The sequence below is a fragment of the Burkholderia sp. PR2 genome, assembly GCF_052372875.1.
GTDB lineage: Bacteria > Pseudomonadota > Gammaproteobacteria > Burkholderiales > Burkholderiaceae > Burkholderia > Burkholderia diffusa.
In genome coordinates this window covers 1,067,808-1,082,951 of the sequence record NZ_JBQRWH010000004.1, presented here as the reverse complement: position 1 = coordinate 1,082,951, position 15,144 = coordinate 1,067,808, and the positions used below count along the sequence as shown (strand labels likewise).

Below are 15,144 nucleotides of genomic sequence, written 5' to 3'. Positions count from 1 at the left end.
TGTTTTACCTTTTTCGGTCAATCACTTATGCTTGCGCCCTCGCAACACCGCGCCACACCTGACGACTCATCGACCCAACCGACCATGCCGGATACCGTTTGCCGCCCGCCGCGGCTGATTCTCGCCTCCAGTTCCCGCTACCGCCGCGCGCTCCTCGAGCGCCTCGGCATGCCGTTCGACGTCATGTCACCCGACCTCGACGAAACCCCGCTCGCAGGAGAAGCGCCGGCCGAGACCGCACTGCGCCTCGCCGGCGCGAAGGCGCGCGCGGTCGCCGCGACGATCGACGCGCCGGACGGCGTGCTCGTGATCGGGTCGGACCAGGTCGCGACGTTCGACGGCCGCCAGATCGGCAAGCCCGGCACGCACGAGCGCGCGCTCGCGCAGCTCCTGTCGATGCAGGGCCGCGACGTCGAATTCCACAGTGCGCTCAGCCTGTACGACAGCCGCACGGGTGAAACCTGGAGCGAGGACGTCGTCACGCACGTGCGCTTCCGCTCGCTGTCCGAAGCCGAACTCGACGCTTACCTGCGCGCGGAAACGCCGTACGACGTCGCCGGCAGCGCGAAGTCAGAAGGGCTCGGCATCGCGCTGCTGGATGCCATCGACTCCGACGACCCCACGGCTCTCGTCGGCCTGCCGCTGATCGCGCTCACGCGGATGCTGCGCGCCGCGGGCTATCCATTGTTCGCTACCCAGGGAGACCGCGCATGACGGCCGGCACGCTCTATCTCGTCCCGAACACCCTCGGCGAAGGCGACGCATCGATGCTCGCCGCCGTGCTGCCCGCGGCCGTGCAGGCGCGCGCCGGCACGCTCGGCTACTACATCGGCGAAAACGCGAAAACGACCCGCGCGTTCCTGAAGAAGATCGGCACGACGCGGCCGATCCAGGAGATCGAGATTCGGGAACTGAACGTCAATACGCCGGCCGGCGAGATCGACCGGCTGCTCGCACCGGTACTGGCGGGCGCGGACGCCGGGCTCGTATCCGAGGCCGGCTGCCCCGCCGTTGCCGATCCCGGCGCGCTGCTGGTCCGCCGGGCGCACGAGCGCGGCGTGAAGGTCGTGCCGCTCGTCGGGCCGAGTTCGATCTTGCTAGCGCTGATGGCATCGGGCCTGAACGGCCAGAGTTTCGCGTTCAACGGCTATCTGCCGGTCGATGCGGCCGCGCGCGCGAAACGCCTGCGTGAACTCGAGCAGCTGTCGCGCAAGGCGCGCCAGACGCAGATCTTCATCGAGACGCCGTACCGGAACCATGCGATGCTCGATACGCTCGTCGCGACCTGCGCGCCGTCGACGCAGATCTGCGTCGCGGCCGACTTGACCCTCGAAACCGAGACGATCGCCAGCCGTTCGGTGGCCGACTGGAAAAAGGCGCCGGCGCCGAACCTGCACAAGCGCCCTGCCATCTTCCTGCTGCTCGCGAACTGAGATCGGCACCGGCAACAGCCTCGCGGCACGGGGCGCCCCGCCCCAATCGGCGCGGCGCCGGCCGGCTGGCGCTCAGCGCAGGCTGAACGACGTGCCGCCCGCGGTCAGCGCCTTCATCGCGGCACCGCCGACCGCCGCGCCGAACTTGCGCGCAACACGATTCGTCAGGCTTTCCTTCACCGTGTAGTCGACGAGATCCGGCGCCTTCAGCACATCGCGGGCGACCGTGTCGGTCGTGCCGTAGCCGTCGGCGAGCCCGAGCTCGACGCTCTTCTCGCCGGTCCAGAACAGGCCCGAGAACATGTCAGGCGTTTCGTGCAGCCGCTTGCCGCGGCCATCCTTCACGGCCTTGATGAACTGCGCATGGACCTGGTCGAGCAGCGCCTGCGCATGGGCATCCATCTTCGGCGTGTCGGGCGAGAACGGGTCGTAAAAGCCCTTGTTTTCACCCGCCGTGTGCAGGCGGCGATCGACGCCCAGCTTGCCCATCAGGCCCGTGAAACCGAACCCGTCCATCAGCACCCCGATCGAGCCGACGATACTCGCCTTGTCGACGAAGATCTTGTCGGCGGCGGACGCAATGTAATAGCCACCCGATGCGCACATGTCGGTCACGACGACGTACAACGGCTTGTCCGGATACTTCGTGCGGAGCCGGCGAATCTCGTCATAGACCATTCCTGCCTGCACCGGGCTGCCGCCCGGGCTGTTGATCCGCAGCACGACGCCGGCCGTGCCGCTGTCGTCGAAAGCGGCATCCAGCGCCGTATTGATGTCGTCGGCATTCGCGTTGGTGCCCGCCGCGATCTCGCCGTCGATCGTCACGAGCGCCGTGTGGCGCCCGCTCGACGAGAACTTCGAGTCGCTCGAGAAATCGATCAGCGCGAACGCGAGCAGCACGAATACGCCGAGAAACGCAAAGCGGAAGAAGATCTTCCAGCGCCGCGCCGCGCGCTGTTCCTTGACGGCCGCGAGCGCGATCCGCTCGAGCGCCGCACGCTCCCAGTTCGGTTCGCGGCTGTCGGGACGGGAGGAGGAATCAGGGATGTTCGGTTGGTCGGCCATGCAGTAATGTCTTCAGTCGGTCGTGGCGGAAGGGGGCGGAGCGGCGGGGCCCAGGTCGGCATCCGGCACCCAGAATACCGCACGCCCGTCCGGCGTGTCGCGCTCGTCGACTTCGACCGGTCGCAGGCGACCGCCGCGGCACGGGCCGCCGACACACTTGCCGGTATCCGGCGCGTAGATCGCGCCGTGCGTCGCACACATCAGGTACAAGCCCGACGACTCGAAGAACTGCCCTTCGGCCCAGTCGAGTTCCATCGGCACGTGCGCGCAGCGGTTCAGGTAGCCGTACGCACGACCTTCGTAGCGCACGAAGAACACGACCGCCTGCTCGCCGCGCAGCGATGCGTCGACGCGCACGCCGGCACCGCCGTCGGCCAGCGCGTCCGATGCGCACACGCGCACGACTTCCGGCGCCGTGCTCATGCGTGCTCCCGCAGCCACGCCGCCAGCGCGCCGACGTCCGGCGCGACGAAGCGCGGCGTCAGCGCGGCCAGCGCATCGGCCGTGTGCGCACCATACGAAACACCGATGCCGGCGGCCCCGGCACTGGCGGCCATCTGCAGGTCGTGCGTGGTGTCGCCGATCATCACGGTACGCGCAAGATCCTGCCCCAATTCGCGCGACAGTTCGTGAAGCATCGCCGGGTGCGGCTTCGAGAACGTTTCGTCCGCGCAGCGCGTCGCATCGAACAGGCTCGTCAGCTTTGACTGGTCGAGCACGCGGTTCAGCCCGACGCGGCCCTTGCCGGTCGCGACCGCGAGCAGGTAACCCATGTCGCGCAATTCCGCGAGCAGTTCGCGCACGCCGGCGAACAGCTCGATGCGCTGATCGTCCAGCAAGTAGTGATGGCGATAACGTTCGGCCAGCCGCGGATAGTCGGACGGATCGAGGGTCGGCGCAGTAATCTGAAGCGCATCGCGCAGGCCGAGGCCGATCACATAGCGGGACGCCTCGTCCGACGGCGTGGGCAGGCCGAGATCGCGGCACGCGGCCTGGATGCTGTGCGCGATGTGCGCAGTCGAATCCATCAGTGTGCCGTCCCAGTCGAAGACGATCAGGTCAAATTGCTGTCGGGCCATGCGAGTCAGGCGGTATCGCGCAGAGCGCTGAGTTGATCGAGGAAGCGCCGGCATTCGTCCGGCAGCGGCGCGTCGAACTGCAGCGCCTCGCCGGTCAACGGATGGGTGAGCTTCAGCCGGTGCGCGTGCAGGAACATCCGCTTGAGCGACGGCTGCGCATTCGCGCGCGCCAGCGCCTTGTTCAGTGCGAAGTCGCCATACTTGGCGTCGCCGGCGATCGGCAGGCCGAGATGCGCGAGGTGCACACGAATCTGATGGGTCCGACCCGTTTTGAGTTCCGCTTCGACCAGCGCATAGTCCGGCCAGCGCTCGATCAGGTTGAACACCGTGTGCGACGGCAGGCCGTCGTCCTGCACGCGCACCCTCCGCTCCCCTTCCGGGGTCGAATACTTGAACAGCGGCGCCTTCACCGCACGGCGGCGGCCCCAGTCGGCCTGCCATTCTCCATGTCCGCACGCGAAGTAACGCTTGTCCATCCGGTTCTCGCGAATCTGCTCGTGCAGGCCGACGAGCGCCGAGCGCTTCTTCGCGAGCATCAGGATCCCGGACGTCTCGCGGTCGAGCCGATGCACGAGTTCGAGGAACTTCGCGCGCGGACGCGCCTGACGCATCTGCTCGATCACGCCGAACGCAACGCCGCTGCCGCCGTGCACGGCGACGCCGGCCGGCTTGTTGATGACGAGCATGGCGTCATCTTCGTACAGCACCTCGAATTGCGCGGGCGGCACGATCGGCGTGTCGGCGCGCGCGAGGTCCGCCGCCGCCACGCGCACGGGCGGTACGCGCACGATGTCGCCGAGGGCGAGCCGGTACTGCGCATCGATCCGGCCCTTGTTCACGCGCACCTCGCCGCTGCGCAGGATCCGGTAAATATGGCTTTTCGGCACGCCTTTACAGACGCGCAACAGGAAGTTGTCGATCCGCTGACCGGCCGAGTTTTCGTCGATCTCGATCATCGATACCTGGCCGCTTGCGACTGAATTCTGGGATATTTTGCCTAACTCATTCATACTGAATATAATTTTGCCCAGCCTGACGTTGAGGGTGGCCTGACCGGCCGGCCCCGACCGAGTCGGGCAAGGTGCAAGCGGAAACCATTATTTTACTTGCGCCGGGGGTCCGCTGCTCGCCCCTAATCAAAGAGATGCAGCAAGTTGCACGCACGGCGCCGCCCGTCGGCAAGGATCGCGCCCACAGGCGGATTCGGTCGGCAAGGCGCCGCGGTAACGGAAAGTTGGTTGAAAAGAATTTGATCGGCAGCCCGACGGCGCGAAGTGCGTCCGCAGGCTGCCGGTTGCGAAAATTACGGCGTTGCGCCCGATTTGGCCCCGCGAAGCGTGCGGGGCTTGGCGACGTCAAACCAGGGAAGTACACCCCAAGCGGGAAAGTCGGGCTGGATTCGATACTCCCCGCTGCGGCCCAAGCCGCAGCATCTGCCGCCCGTCGGCGCGCGCGACGCATTGCGCGCGCCCGTGGCAATGCGCGGACTCAGGCTTAGCGCGCTTTTTTGCAGCGTGCGGTGTGTGAACGCCGTGCTTTGAAGCCGTATTCGCAGGTGCCCTACGGCCGCCGGCCCCGTCTTTCGGGCCCAAGCGCCTCTTCAGGCAATTCTCCCCGCCATCGTTCCCGCTCCAGCGTGCTTGTGACAACACAACAAGGTGCGGCCTGCCGTCGTTCCCGCCCTCGCGACTGACAACCGCGAGGCGCCGGCTGCGGAGCCGCCTGGAGTCGTACATGAAACGCATGCTGTTCAATGCGACGCAGCAGGAGGAGCTGCGCGTCGCCATCGTTGATGGGCAAAAGCTCATCGACATCGACATCGAGACAGCCGGGCGCGAACAGCGCAAAGGCAATATCTACAAAGGTGTCGTCACCCGCATCGAGCCGTCGCTCGAAGCGTGCTTCGTCAACTACGGCGAAGATCGCCACGGCTTCCTGCCGTTCAAGGAAGTCGCCCGCCAGTACTTCAAGGAAGGCATCGACATGCGCTCCGCGCGCATCCAGGATGCCCTGCGCGAAGGCCAGGAGCTGATCGTCCAGGTCGAGAAGGAAGAGCGCGGCAACAAGGGCGCCGCCCTCACGACCTTCATCTCGCTCGCCGGCCGCTACCTGGTGCTGATGCCGAACAATCCGCGCGGCGGCGGTGTATCGCGCCGGATCGAGGGCGACGAGCGCCAGGAACTGCGCGAAACGATGTCGCAACTGCAGATTCCGGACGGCATGAGCATGATCGCCCGTACCGCGGGCATCGGCCGCAGCGCCGAGGAACTGCAGTGGGACCTGAACTACCTGCTGCAACTGTGGCGCGCGATCGAAGCGGCGTCGCAAAGCGGCAACTCCGGCCAGCCGATGCTGATCTACCTGGAATCGAGCCTCGTGATCCGCGCGATCCGGGACTATTTCCAGCCCGATATCGGCGAAATCCTGATCGACACGACCGAGATCTACGATCAGGCCCGTGCGTTCATGGACATCGTGATGCCGGACAACGTGTCGAAGGTGAAGCGCTACCACGACGACGTGCCGCTGTTCTCCCGCTTCCAGATCGAGCACCAGATCGAAACGGCCTACTCGCGCACGGTGCCGCTGCCGTCGGGCGGCGCGATCGTGATCGACCACACCGAAGCGCTCGTCGCGATCGACGTGAACTCGGCGCGCGCGACCAAGGGTGCGGACATCGAGGAAACGGCGACCCGCACGAACCTCGAAGCGGCCGACGAAGTGGCCCGCCAGCTCCGCCTGCGCGACCTCGGCGGCCTGATCGTGATCGACTTCATCGACATGGAGTCGGCGAAGAGCCAACGCGAAGTCGAGCAGCGCCTGAAAGACGCGCTCAAGCATGACCGTGCACGCGTGCAGATGGGCAAGATCTCCCGCTTCGGCCTGATGGAACTGTCGCGTCAGCGCCTGCGTCCGGCCCTGTCGGAAGGCAGCCACGTGACGTGCCCGCGCTGCAACGGCACCGGCCACATCCGCGATACCGAATCGTCCGCGCTGCAGGTCCTGCGGATCATTCAGGAAGAAGCGATGAAGGAAAACACCGCGGCGATCCACTGCCAGGTGCCGGTCGAGGTGACCGCCTTCCTGCTCAACGAAAAGCGTCAGGAAATCAACAAGATCGAGTCGCGCTTCAAGGTCGGCATCGTGCTGATCCCGAACAAGCACCTCGATACGCCGCACTACAAGCTCGAGCGCCTGCGCCATGACGACGCGCGCCTCGACGATCCGCGTGCGTCCTGGAAGATGGCAGAGGAAGCCGCCCGCGAACTGGAGTCGGAAACCGGCTACAGCAAGCGTGCGGCCGACGTGAAGCCGAAGCAGGAAGCGGCGGTCAAGGGCATCACGCCCGAGCGTCCGGCACCGAGCCCGGCACCGCAGCGCCCGGTCGAGCCGGCGGTTGCGGCGCCCGCACCGGTCGCCGCGGCGAGCGGCGGTTTCATCGGCTGGCTGAAGGGTCTGTTCGGCATGTCGCCGGCTCCGGCGCCCGCGCCGGTCGCACCGGCACCGGCCAAGGAACAGGCAACCCGTCCGGCCCGCGAGCGGACCGAGAAGACCGAGCAGCGCGGCGGCGATCGCAACCGCAACCGCCGTGGCGGCGCCCAGCAGGCTCAGGGTGGCCGCGACCAGGCAGCGGCAGGCCGTGGCCAGTCGCAACGCCTGGAACGCGAAGGCAAGGAAGGTCGCGAGCCGCGCGAGGGTCGCGAACCGCGTGAAGGCCGCGAACCGCGTGAAGGCCGCGAACCGCGCGAAAGCCGCGAGCCGCGTGAAGGTCGCGAGCCGCGCGAAAGCCGTGAGGGTCGAGAAAGTCGCGAAGGCCGTGGCCCGCGCGAAGGCCGCGAGCCGCGTGAACCGCGCGAGAACCGCGAACCGCGCGAGCGCACCGAGCAGCCGGAAGCCGTCGAGGCAGCCGGCCGCGGCGAGCGCCAGGAGCGCGGCGAACGTCGCGAGCGCGGAGAGCGCCGCAAGCCGATGCAACACGCGGCGACGCTCGAAACCGTCACCCGTGGCGAAAACCATCCGGAAGCGGATGCCGACCAGGCCGCAGCCGTCGCCCTGCCGGGCGCCGATGTCGCAGCCGACGCGGAAGCCAGCGCACGTGACGGCGAGGAACGTCGCCGCCGCCGCCGCGGTCGCCGTGGCGGTCGTCGCGAGCGCGAGGACGAAGGCGCAGTCGTCGACCACGCCGAGCAAGGCGCGGACGGCGAAGTCGCCATGCAGGCCGTGACGACGGAACCCTCGAGCGCGGACGAGCCGGCTCATACGGCCGTACCGGTCGCACCGGTCGTAGTCGAGCCGCAACCGGCACCGGTTCGCGTCGAAGCAACGCCGGTCGCACCGCTCGAGCCCGCCGTCGTCGCACCGGCAGCCGAATCGGCACCGGTCGCGCCGGCCGCTGCTCCGGAAGCCGGCCCGGCTCCGGTCGCGGTTTCGCCGACCGATGCGTTCGAAGTGCCGGCCGCGCCCGCTGCCGTCGAAGCGCCGCAGTCCGCGCCCGTCGAGCAGGCCGCACCGGCACCGGTCGTCGCAGCCGAAGCGGTTCCGGCCGTTGTCGAACCGGCTCACGTCGAACCGGCTCGCCTCGAACCCGCTCGCGTCGAACCGGCCCGCGTCGAAACCGCACCGGTCGAAGCCGTTGCTGCGCCAGCTCCGGCGCCCGTGCAACCGGCCGCTGCGCCAGCTTCGGCGAGCCTCGATGCCGTGCTGGAACAAGCCGGTCTCGTGTGGGTGAACACCGACGCCGACAAGTTCCGCGCTGCTCAGGAAGCCGCGTCGCGCCTGCCGCGCGCGGTCCGCGTTCCGCGCGAGCGCAAGGCGCTGCCGCCGGTCGACCCGACCCCGATGCAGCAGGTCGAAACGTCGCAACATTAAGCGGCGCATCGCCCGACCAGGAAAAGCCCGCCCCCGGCGGGCTTTTCCATTTCCGCGCCGAGGGTTTCCGCCCACCGGCCCGGCCAGGCGCTTGCGGCTAGAATAGAAGCTTGGCTCGCACTTCTTTCGACATGTCCCGACGCATCATTCCCCTCGCAGACGTCAGCGGGATGCCGGATATCTCCGGCGTCGCGCATACCCCTGACGGCGCCTTGGCCGACACGTTCGCCAGGCCGCTGCGCGACCTGCGCATCTCGGTGACGGACCGTTGCAACTTCCGTTGCGTGTACTGCATGCCGCGCGACGTGTTCGACAAGAACTACCCGTTCCTGCCGCACAGCGCGCTGCTCACGCACGAGGAGATCGAACGCGTGGCGCGGCTGTTCGTCGCACACGGCGTCGAAAAGATCCGGATCACCGGCGGCGAACCACTGCTGCGCAAGAACCTCGAATTCCTGATCGAGCGCCTCGCGCACCTGACGACCCATGACGGCCGCCCGCTCGACCTGACGCTGACCACCAATGGCTCGCTGCTCGCGCGCAAGGCGCGCGCGCTGAAGGATGCCGGCCTCACGCGCGTGACGGTCAGCCTCGACGCGCTCGACGATACGTTGTTCAAGCGCATGAACGACGCCGACTTCGCGAGCGCCGACGTGCTCGACGGCATCTTCGCCGCGCAGGCCGCGGGCCTCGCGCCGGTCAAGGTCAACATGGTCGTGAAGCGCGGCACCAACGACAGCGAGATCCTGCCGATGGCCGAGCGCTTCCGCGGCACCGGCGTGATCCTGCGTTTCATCGAATACATGGACGTCGGCACGTCGAACGGCTGGAACATGACCGAAGTGCTGCCGTCCGCGGACGTCGTCGCACGGATCGCCGAACAGTTCCCGCTCGTGCCGCTCGAGCCGCACACGGCGGCGGAAACCGCGCAGCGCTGGGGCTATGCGGACGGCAGCGGTGAAATCGGCGTGATCTCGAGCGTCACACAGGCATTTTGCGGCGACTGCACGCGCGCGCGGTTGTCGACCGAAGGCAAGCTGTACCTGTGCCTGTTCGCGTCAACTGGCCATGACCTGCGTGCCCTGGTGCGCGGTGGCGCCAGCGACGCCGAGATCGCGACCGCGATCGCCCGGATCTGGCAGGCCCGCACCGACCGCTATTCGCAGCTGCGCGGCAGCGCGGCCGCCGACGCGGCACCCCACGGTGCCGGCAAGCGCGTAGAAATGTCGTACATCGGCGGCTGACGCGCGCCCGCCGCCCCGATTTCCCGCGATGTCCGCTTCCACCTCGCCTTCCGTCACCGGCCTGCTGCTCGCGGGCGGGCGCGCGACGCGCATGGACGGCGCCGACAAGGGCCTGCAACTGCTCGACGGCACGCCGCTTGCGCTGCACGTGCTGCGCCGGCTCTCGCCGCAGGTCGACGAGACGCTGATCAGCGCAAATCGCAACACCGATCGCTACGCCGAGCTCGGTGCGCCGTTCGACGCGCGCATCGTGCCGGACGAAACACCCGATTTCCCCGGCCCGCTGGCGGGTCTGCTGGCCGGCATGCGGGCGGCGCGCGCACCGCTCGTCGCGTGCTCGCCGTGCGACACACCCTATCTGCCGACCGACCTCGTCGCACGACTGCACGCGGCGCTCGATGCGCAGCAAGCCGACATCGCGATGGCGGTGACCGTCGACGCGCAACAGGCACGTTCGCCGCAGCCGACGTTCGCGCTGCTGCGAACGTCGCTCGCCGACGATCTCGCGGCCGGACTCGCGGCCGGCGAGCGCAAGGTGCGTGCGTGGTACGCACGCCACAAGACGGTCGAAGTCGAGTTTTGCGACGAGCGTGCGTTTTACAATGCCAACTCCTGGCAGGAACTTGCCGCGCTTGCCCGCCGCTGACGGCACCGGCATCCGTTCCCGCCCGCCGCATGCGCCTTCGCGCTCCGGCGCCCTCCGCGCGCCACCGGCCACGAACCCGATACGCCTTGCGGCGCAGTCACACTGATGATCACGCAATCCTCGCCCGCCTCCCGAACCGCACCCGATTCCGCTGCCCCGTTGTCGCTCGCCGATGCGCAGGCGCTCGCGTGCCGGTTCGCGGTGCCGGTCGACGCGTGCGACACGGTGCCGCTGCATGACGCCCTCGACCGCGTGCTCGCGGCCGACGTCAATGCGCCGTTCGACGTTCCCGCGTACGACAACTCGGCAATGGACGGCTATGCATTCGACTGCGGCGCACACACGCCTGCATCGGCCCCCGACATCGCATTGACGGTCGCCGGCACGGCGTTCGCCGGCCATCCGTTCGATGGAGCCGTGGCGCCCGGTACGTGCATCCGCATCATGACCGGCGCGCCGATGCCGGCCGGATGCGACACGGTCATTCCGCAGGAACGCGTACGCGTCGACGGCGACGTCATCCGCTTCGCCGCGCACGACGTCACGCGCGGAGCAAACTGCCGCCGGGCCGGCGAGGACCTCGCGCGCGGCGCCTGCGCGCTTGCCGCTGGCCGCATCCTGCGCCCGTCCGATCTCGGCCTGCTCGCATCGTTCGGGTTGCGCGAAGTCACGGTGCGCCGCCGCGTGCGCGTCGCCGTGTTCTCGACCGGCGACGAACTGCGCGAACCCGGCGAGCCGCTCGGCCGCGGCACGCTGTATGACAGCAATCGCGGGATGCTGGTCGCGATGCTCGAAAGGCTGCACATCGACGCGCTCGACCTCGGGATCGTCCGCGACGATCCGGCGGCCCTCGAGCGCGCGCTGCGCGATGCCGCCGCCGCACAGGCGGACGCGGTGATCACGTCAGGCGGCGTGTCGGTCGGCGAAGCCGATTTCACGCGCGACGTGATGGCGCGGCTTGGCGACGTGACCTTCGCTAGCCTCGCGCTGCGGCCCGGCCGGCCGCTCGCGTGCGGCACGCTCGCACCTGCGGGCGACGGCGCCGGCCACGTGTTGTTCTTCGGGCTGCCCGGCAATCCCGTCGCCTCCGCCGTGACGTTCTATGCGATCGTGCGCCCCGCGCTGCTGACGCTGGCCGGCGCGCATGCGCCACCGCCGGCGCTGTATACGGCACGCAGCACGCAGGCGCTGAAAAAGCGCCCGGGCCGTACCGAATATCTGCGCGCCATCGCGACGCGCGACGCCGACGGCCAGTGGCTTGTCGAGCCGGCCGGTTCGCAAAGTTCCGCATCGCTGAGCGGCCTCGCGGCCGCCAACTGTTTCATCGTCCTGGGCCACGATTGCGCAGCAGTCGACGCGGGCGCCCCGGTCGACATCCTGCCGCTCGACGGCTTGATCTGAATTCCAATCGGTATATCTCTACGGGGCAATCCGCACATGAAGAAACAAATCTCGTCGATCGCCGCGGGGCAGACCGCTAAGGCGCTGATCCTCGTCTACCTGACGTTCAGCGTGCCGATCGTGCTGCTCGGCATCCTGGTCGCGTACATCCGCTACGGGATGGTCGAACTGAGCACGATCCTGAGCGCGCTGCTGCTGAACGCGATCCTTGGTTTCGTGCTGCTGTGGATCGCCTGCCACGCGTACAACTGGGTCGCGTCGCGCTTCGGCGGCATCGAGATCGTGCTGTCCGATCCGCCGGAGGAAGCGTGAGCGGCACGCCGCTGATCCGCACGGCGGAAACGCGCGACGTCGGCGCGATCCTCGCGCTGATGCGCGAGCTGGCCGAGTTCGAGAAGCTCACGCACCTGTTCGTCGCGAGCGACGCCGATCTGGCCGACGCGCTGTTCGGCGAGCGCCCCGCCGCCGAAGCGCTGGTGGCCGAGGGCGACGGCGCGATCGTCGCGTATGCGCTGTTCTTTCACAACTATTCGACGTTCCTCGGCCGTCGCGGCCTCTATCTCGAGGATCTGTACGTGCAGCCGTCGCAGCGCGGCACGGGCCTCGGCACCGCGATGCTGCAGCACCTCGCAGCACTCGCAGTCGAGCGCCGCTGTGCTCGTTTCGAATGGTCGGTGCTCGACTGGAACCAGCCGGCGATCGACTTCTACCAGAAGATGGGCGCGACCGTGCTGCCCGAGTGGCGCATCGTGCGCGTCGCCGGGGATGCACTGAACACGCTCGCCGCACGTTGAACGCGGGCCGGCCACGCCGGTCGGTGCTGCAAAAGAAAACGGGCGCCGCGGCGCCCGTTTTTCTTTCCAGCCGGCTTCGGCTGTACGCGTGATGCGTCATGCATCGTCCGCATCGGCTCCATCGGCGCCTTCCGTGCCGAGCAGCCCGGCGGCCGTCTCACCTGGCAACGCCTCGACCTGCTTCAGCTTGCGGTTCATCACGCGGGTGCGCTGCTCGGCGGACTCGATCGAGCGCGTGACCGTTTCAAGCTGCGCCTTCGTGCGCGCGAGCACATCGCCGAACTTGCCGAATTCGGTCTTCACTGCACCGAGCACCTGCCACACTTCGCTCGAGCGCTGCTCGATCGCGAGCGTGCGGAAGCCCATCTGCAGACTGTTCAGCAGCGCAGTCAGCGTCGTCGGCCCGGCCACCGTCACGCGATAGTCGCGCTGCAGCAGGTCGGTCAGCCCCGGGCGGCGCAGGATCTCCGCATAGAGCCCCTCGGTCGGCAGGAACAGCAGCGCGAAATCGGTCGTATGCGGCGGTGCGACGTACTTCTCGGCGATCGTGCGCGCTTCCAACCGCACGCGCGCCTCGAGCGCACGGGCCGCGTCCTCGACCGCCGCCGAATCGGCACGCTCCTGCGCGTCGATCAGCCGTTCGTAGTCCTCGCGCGGGAATTTCGCGTCGATCGGCAGCCACACCGGCGGCGCGTCGCGCGTGCCGGCGTCGCGCCCCGGCAGCCGGATCGCGAACTCGACGCGTTCGCTGCTCTTCGGCACCGTCGCGACGTTCTTCGCGTACTGGTCGGGCGTGAGCATCTGCTCGAGCAAGGCCTCGAGCTGCACCTCGCCCCAGGTGCCGCGCGTCTTCACGTTGGTCAGCACCTTCTTCAGATCCCCAACGCCAGCCGCGAGGGTCTGCATCTCGCCGAGCCCGCGGTGTACCTGCTCGAGCCGGTCCGACACGAGCTTGAACGATTCGCCGAGCCGCTGTTCGAGCGTCGCATGCAGCTTCTCGTCGACGGTGCGGCGCATCTCCTCGAGCTTCGCCGCATTGTTCGTCTCGATTTCCTTCAGCCGCTGTTCGAGCGTCGCACGCACTTCGCCGATCCGGCGATCGTTGGCCTCGGTCAGTTGCGTGAGCTGCCGGTTCAGCGTGTCACCGAACAGCCGCAGCGCGACCGTCTGCTCTTCACGCGCCTGCTGCGCCTGGCGCTGCACGCTCTCGCGCATCGCGTCGAACTGCTGCGCGTTGCCCGCGACGAGCTTGCCCAGCTGTTGCGCGAAGCCCTCGATCTGATTGTTCTGCACGGTCGCGATGCTCGTGAGCTGCGTCGCGAGCGTCTGCTGAAGCTGCGAGAAACTGCCAGCAAGCTCGGTGCGCGAGCCTCGTGCGTTCTCGACGATCTCGCCACGCAGCTCGCGCTCGAGCCGCTCGACCGCGAGCGCCTGCGCGTGCGCGGCGTCCTCGATCTGGTCGCCCAGCACGGCCGCATCGTCGTGGCGGCCGCCGCCGCGCACGATCGCGACGATCGCCACCGCGAGCGCGACGGCCAGCACGACGACCGCCGCCAGCAACAACATCGTCGTCATGCGCGCGGCTTCCCGATTACGTCAGGGTTGATCGGGTTCGGCGGCTGCCCCGCGCGCGGCCCTTCGCCCAGCGCGGCGATCAGGTTGTCGGCCGCGAGGTTCGCCATCGCACGGCGCGTCTTCTCGGTCGCGCTCGCGATGTGCGGCGTCAGCACGACGTTCGGTACCTCGAGCAGCGCTGGATGGACGCTCGGTTCGCCTTCATAGACGTCGAGGCCGGCCGCGGCGATCGTCCCGGCGCGCAGCGCGACGGCCAGCGCTGCGTCGTCGACGATGCCGCCGCGCGCGATGTTGGTCAGCGTCGCGGTGGGCTTCATCTTCGCGAGCTCGGCCGCGCCGATCGTGTGATGGTTCTCCTTCGTGTACGGCAGCACGAGAACGACGTGATCGGCGCGCGCCAGCAACGCATCCTTCGACACGTATTCGGCGTTCAGCTCGGCCTCGATCTCGGGCGCAACCCGCGACCGGTTGTGATAGATCACCTGCATCCCGAAGCCGCGCGCGCGCCGTGCGAGTGCCTGACCGATGCGCCCCATCCCGATGACGCCGAGTGTCGAGCCGTAAATGTCGCTGCCGAGGAAACCGTCGTACGCCCACTTCTTCCAGTGTCCGGCGCGCAACCAGTGCTCGGATTCGGCGATCCGCCGCGCGGCGGCCATCATCAGCGCCCAGCCGAAATCCGCGGTGGATTCGTTCAGCACGTCGGGCGTATTGGTGCCGAGCACGTTCGCAGCGTTGAACGCGGCCATGTCGAAATTGTTGTAGCCGACCGCCATGTTCGACACGACGCGCAGGCGCGGCGCCGCCGCGAGCGCGGCCGCGCCGACCGGGTCGCCCGCCGTCAGCGCGCCGTCCTTGTCCGCGAGGCGCGCGGCGAGCGCGTCGGGGGCGAGCGCATCGCCATTGTTCCAGTCGACTTCGAAATACTGCTCGAGCCGTTCGATCACGTCCGGAAAGATCGGACGTGCGACCAGGATCTTCTGCATCGCCATCTCCGCATGCCGCGGCCGGCACGCGGCACTTCGTACGCCGCCGGAG

At 68.3% G+C, this 15,144-nt stretch carries 14 protein-coding genes; 8 read left to right on the top strand and 6 right to left on the bottom strand.

Annotated features, from left to right (window positions below; all coding sequences use genetic code 11):
• The first annotated feature begins 84 nt into the window (after positions 1 to 84).
• Together ACT2FV_RS22305 and ACT2FV_RS22300 are read left to right on the top strand one after the other, a co-directional pair.
• On the top strand, positions 85 to 714 hold the full coding sequence (locus tag ACT2FV_RS22305) for a Maf-like protein (RefSeq protein ID WP_124902111.1): 630 nt from the start codon (positions 85 to 87) through the stop codon (positions 712 to 714).
• The gene (locus ACT2FV_RS22300; protein ID WP_059447957.1) at positions 711 to 1,433 is read left to right on the top strand and encodes an SAM-dependent methyltransferase; all 723 of its coding nucleotides are present in this window, start codon (positions 711 to 713) and stop codon (positions 1,431 to 1,433) included. Before ACT2FV_RS22305 ends, ACT2FV_RS22300 begins: the two co-directional genes overlap by 4 nt.
• Positions 1,434 to 1,505: 72 nt before the next feature.
• Here the strand turns inward: ACT2FV_RS22300 and ACT2FV_RS22295 are convergent, their stop codons facing one another.
• Genes ACT2FV_RS22295 through ACT2FV_RS22280 form a run of 4 tightly spaced genes read right to left on the bottom strand, consistent with a single transcriptional unit; the run spans position 1,506 to position 4,587 of the window.
• A complete protein-coding gene (locus tag ACT2FV_RS22295; protein WP_124623335.1) occupies positions 1,506 to 2,498 on the bottom strand; it encodes a S49 family peptidase in 993 nt (330 codons plus the stop codon).
• 12 nt (positions 2,499 to 2,510) lie between these two features.
• A complete protein-coding gene (locus ACT2FV_RS22290) occupies positions 2,511 to 2,921 on the bottom strand; it encodes a Rieske (2Fe-2S) protein (RefSeq protein WP_059607024.1) in 411 nt (136 codons plus the stop codon).
• Positions 2,918 to 3,577, bottom strand: coding sequence for an HAD-IA family hydrolase (locus ACT2FV_RS22285; RefSeq protein WP_059607022.1), 660 nt, complete (start codon positions 3,575 to 3,577; stop codon positions 2,918 to 2,920). Before ACT2FV_RS22285 ends, ACT2FV_RS22290 begins: the two co-directional genes overlap by 4 nt.
• Positions 3,578 to 3,582: 5 nt before the next feature.
• Positions 3,583 to 4,587, bottom strand: a complete 1,005-nt coding sequence (locus ACT2FV_RS22280) for an RluA family pseudouridine synthase (protein WP_059607020.1) — start codon at positions 4,585 to 4,587, stop codon at positions 3,583 to 3,585.
• Between the two features lie 724 nt (positions 4,588 to 5,311).
• Between ACT2FV_RS22280 and ACT2FV_RS22275 the strand changes: the two genes are divergently transcribed.
• From ACT2FV_RS22275 to ACT2FV_RS22250, 6 genes are all read left to right on the top strand, one after another.
• Positions 5,312 to 8,446 carry an Rne/Rng family ribonuclease gene (locus tag ACT2FV_RS22275; protein ID WP_444504814.1) on the top strand — a complete coding sequence of 1,045 codons (3,135 nt, stop codon included), beginning with the start codon at positions 5,312 to 5,314 and terminating at the stop codon, positions 8,444 to 8,446.
• 131 nt (positions 8,447 to 8,577) lie between these two features.
• Positions 8,578 to 9,690, top strand: a complete 1,113-nt coding sequence (moaA, locus tag ACT2FV_RS22270; protein ID WP_444504813.1) for a GTP 3',8-cyclase MoaA — start codon at positions 8,578 to 8,580, stop codon at positions 9,688 to 9,690.
• A gap of 28 nt (positions 9,691 to 9,718) precedes the next feature.
• Positions 9,719 to 10,336 (top strand): molybdenum cofactor guanylyltransferase MobA, encoded by a 618-nt coding sequence (mobA, locus tag ACT2FV_RS22265; protein WP_124623341.1) that lies wholly within the window; start codon positions 9,719 to 9,721, stop codon positions 10,334 to 10,336.
• 105 nt (positions 10,337 to 10,441) lie between these two features.
• Positions 10,442 to 11,737, top strand: a complete 1,296-nt coding sequence (moeA, locus tag ACT2FV_RS22260; protein ID WP_444504812.1) for a molybdopterin molybdotransferase MoeA — start codon at positions 10,442 to 10,444, stop codon at positions 11,735 to 11,737.
• A 36-nt stretch (positions 11,738 to 11,773) separates the two neighbouring features.
• A complete protein-coding gene (locus tag ACT2FV_RS22255) occupies positions 11,774 to 12,049 on the top strand; it encodes a hypothetical protein (RefSeq protein ID WP_006476519.1) in 276 nt (91 codons plus the stop codon).
• Entirely contained in the window at positions 12,046 to 12,531 is a 486-nt protein-coding gene (locus ACT2FV_RS22250; RefSeq protein ID WP_444504811.1) for a GNAT family N-acetyltransferase, read from the top strand. The genes ACT2FV_RS22255 and ACT2FV_RS22250 overlap by 4 nt, the downstream gene beginning before the upstream one ends.
• A 96-nt stretch (positions 12,532 to 12,627) precedes the next feature.
• Here the strand turns inward: ACT2FV_RS22250 and ACT2FV_RS22245 are convergent, their stop codons facing one another.
• Both ACT2FV_RS22245 and ACT2FV_RS22240 read right to left on the bottom strand, forming a co-directional pair.
• A complete protein-coding gene (locus tag ACT2FV_RS22245; protein ID WP_124623345.1) occupies positions 12,628 to 14,106 on the bottom strand; it encodes a DNA recombination protein RmuC in 1,479 nt (492 codons plus the stop codon).
• Entirely contained in the window at positions 14,103 to 15,092 is a 990-nt protein-coding gene (locus tag ACT2FV_RS22240; RefSeq protein ID WP_059607105.1) for a 2-hydroxyacid dehydrogenase, read from the bottom strand. Before ACT2FV_RS22240 ends, ACT2FV_RS22245 begins: the two co-directional genes overlap by 4 nt.
• Positions 15,093 to 15,144 lie beyond the last annotated feature (52 nt).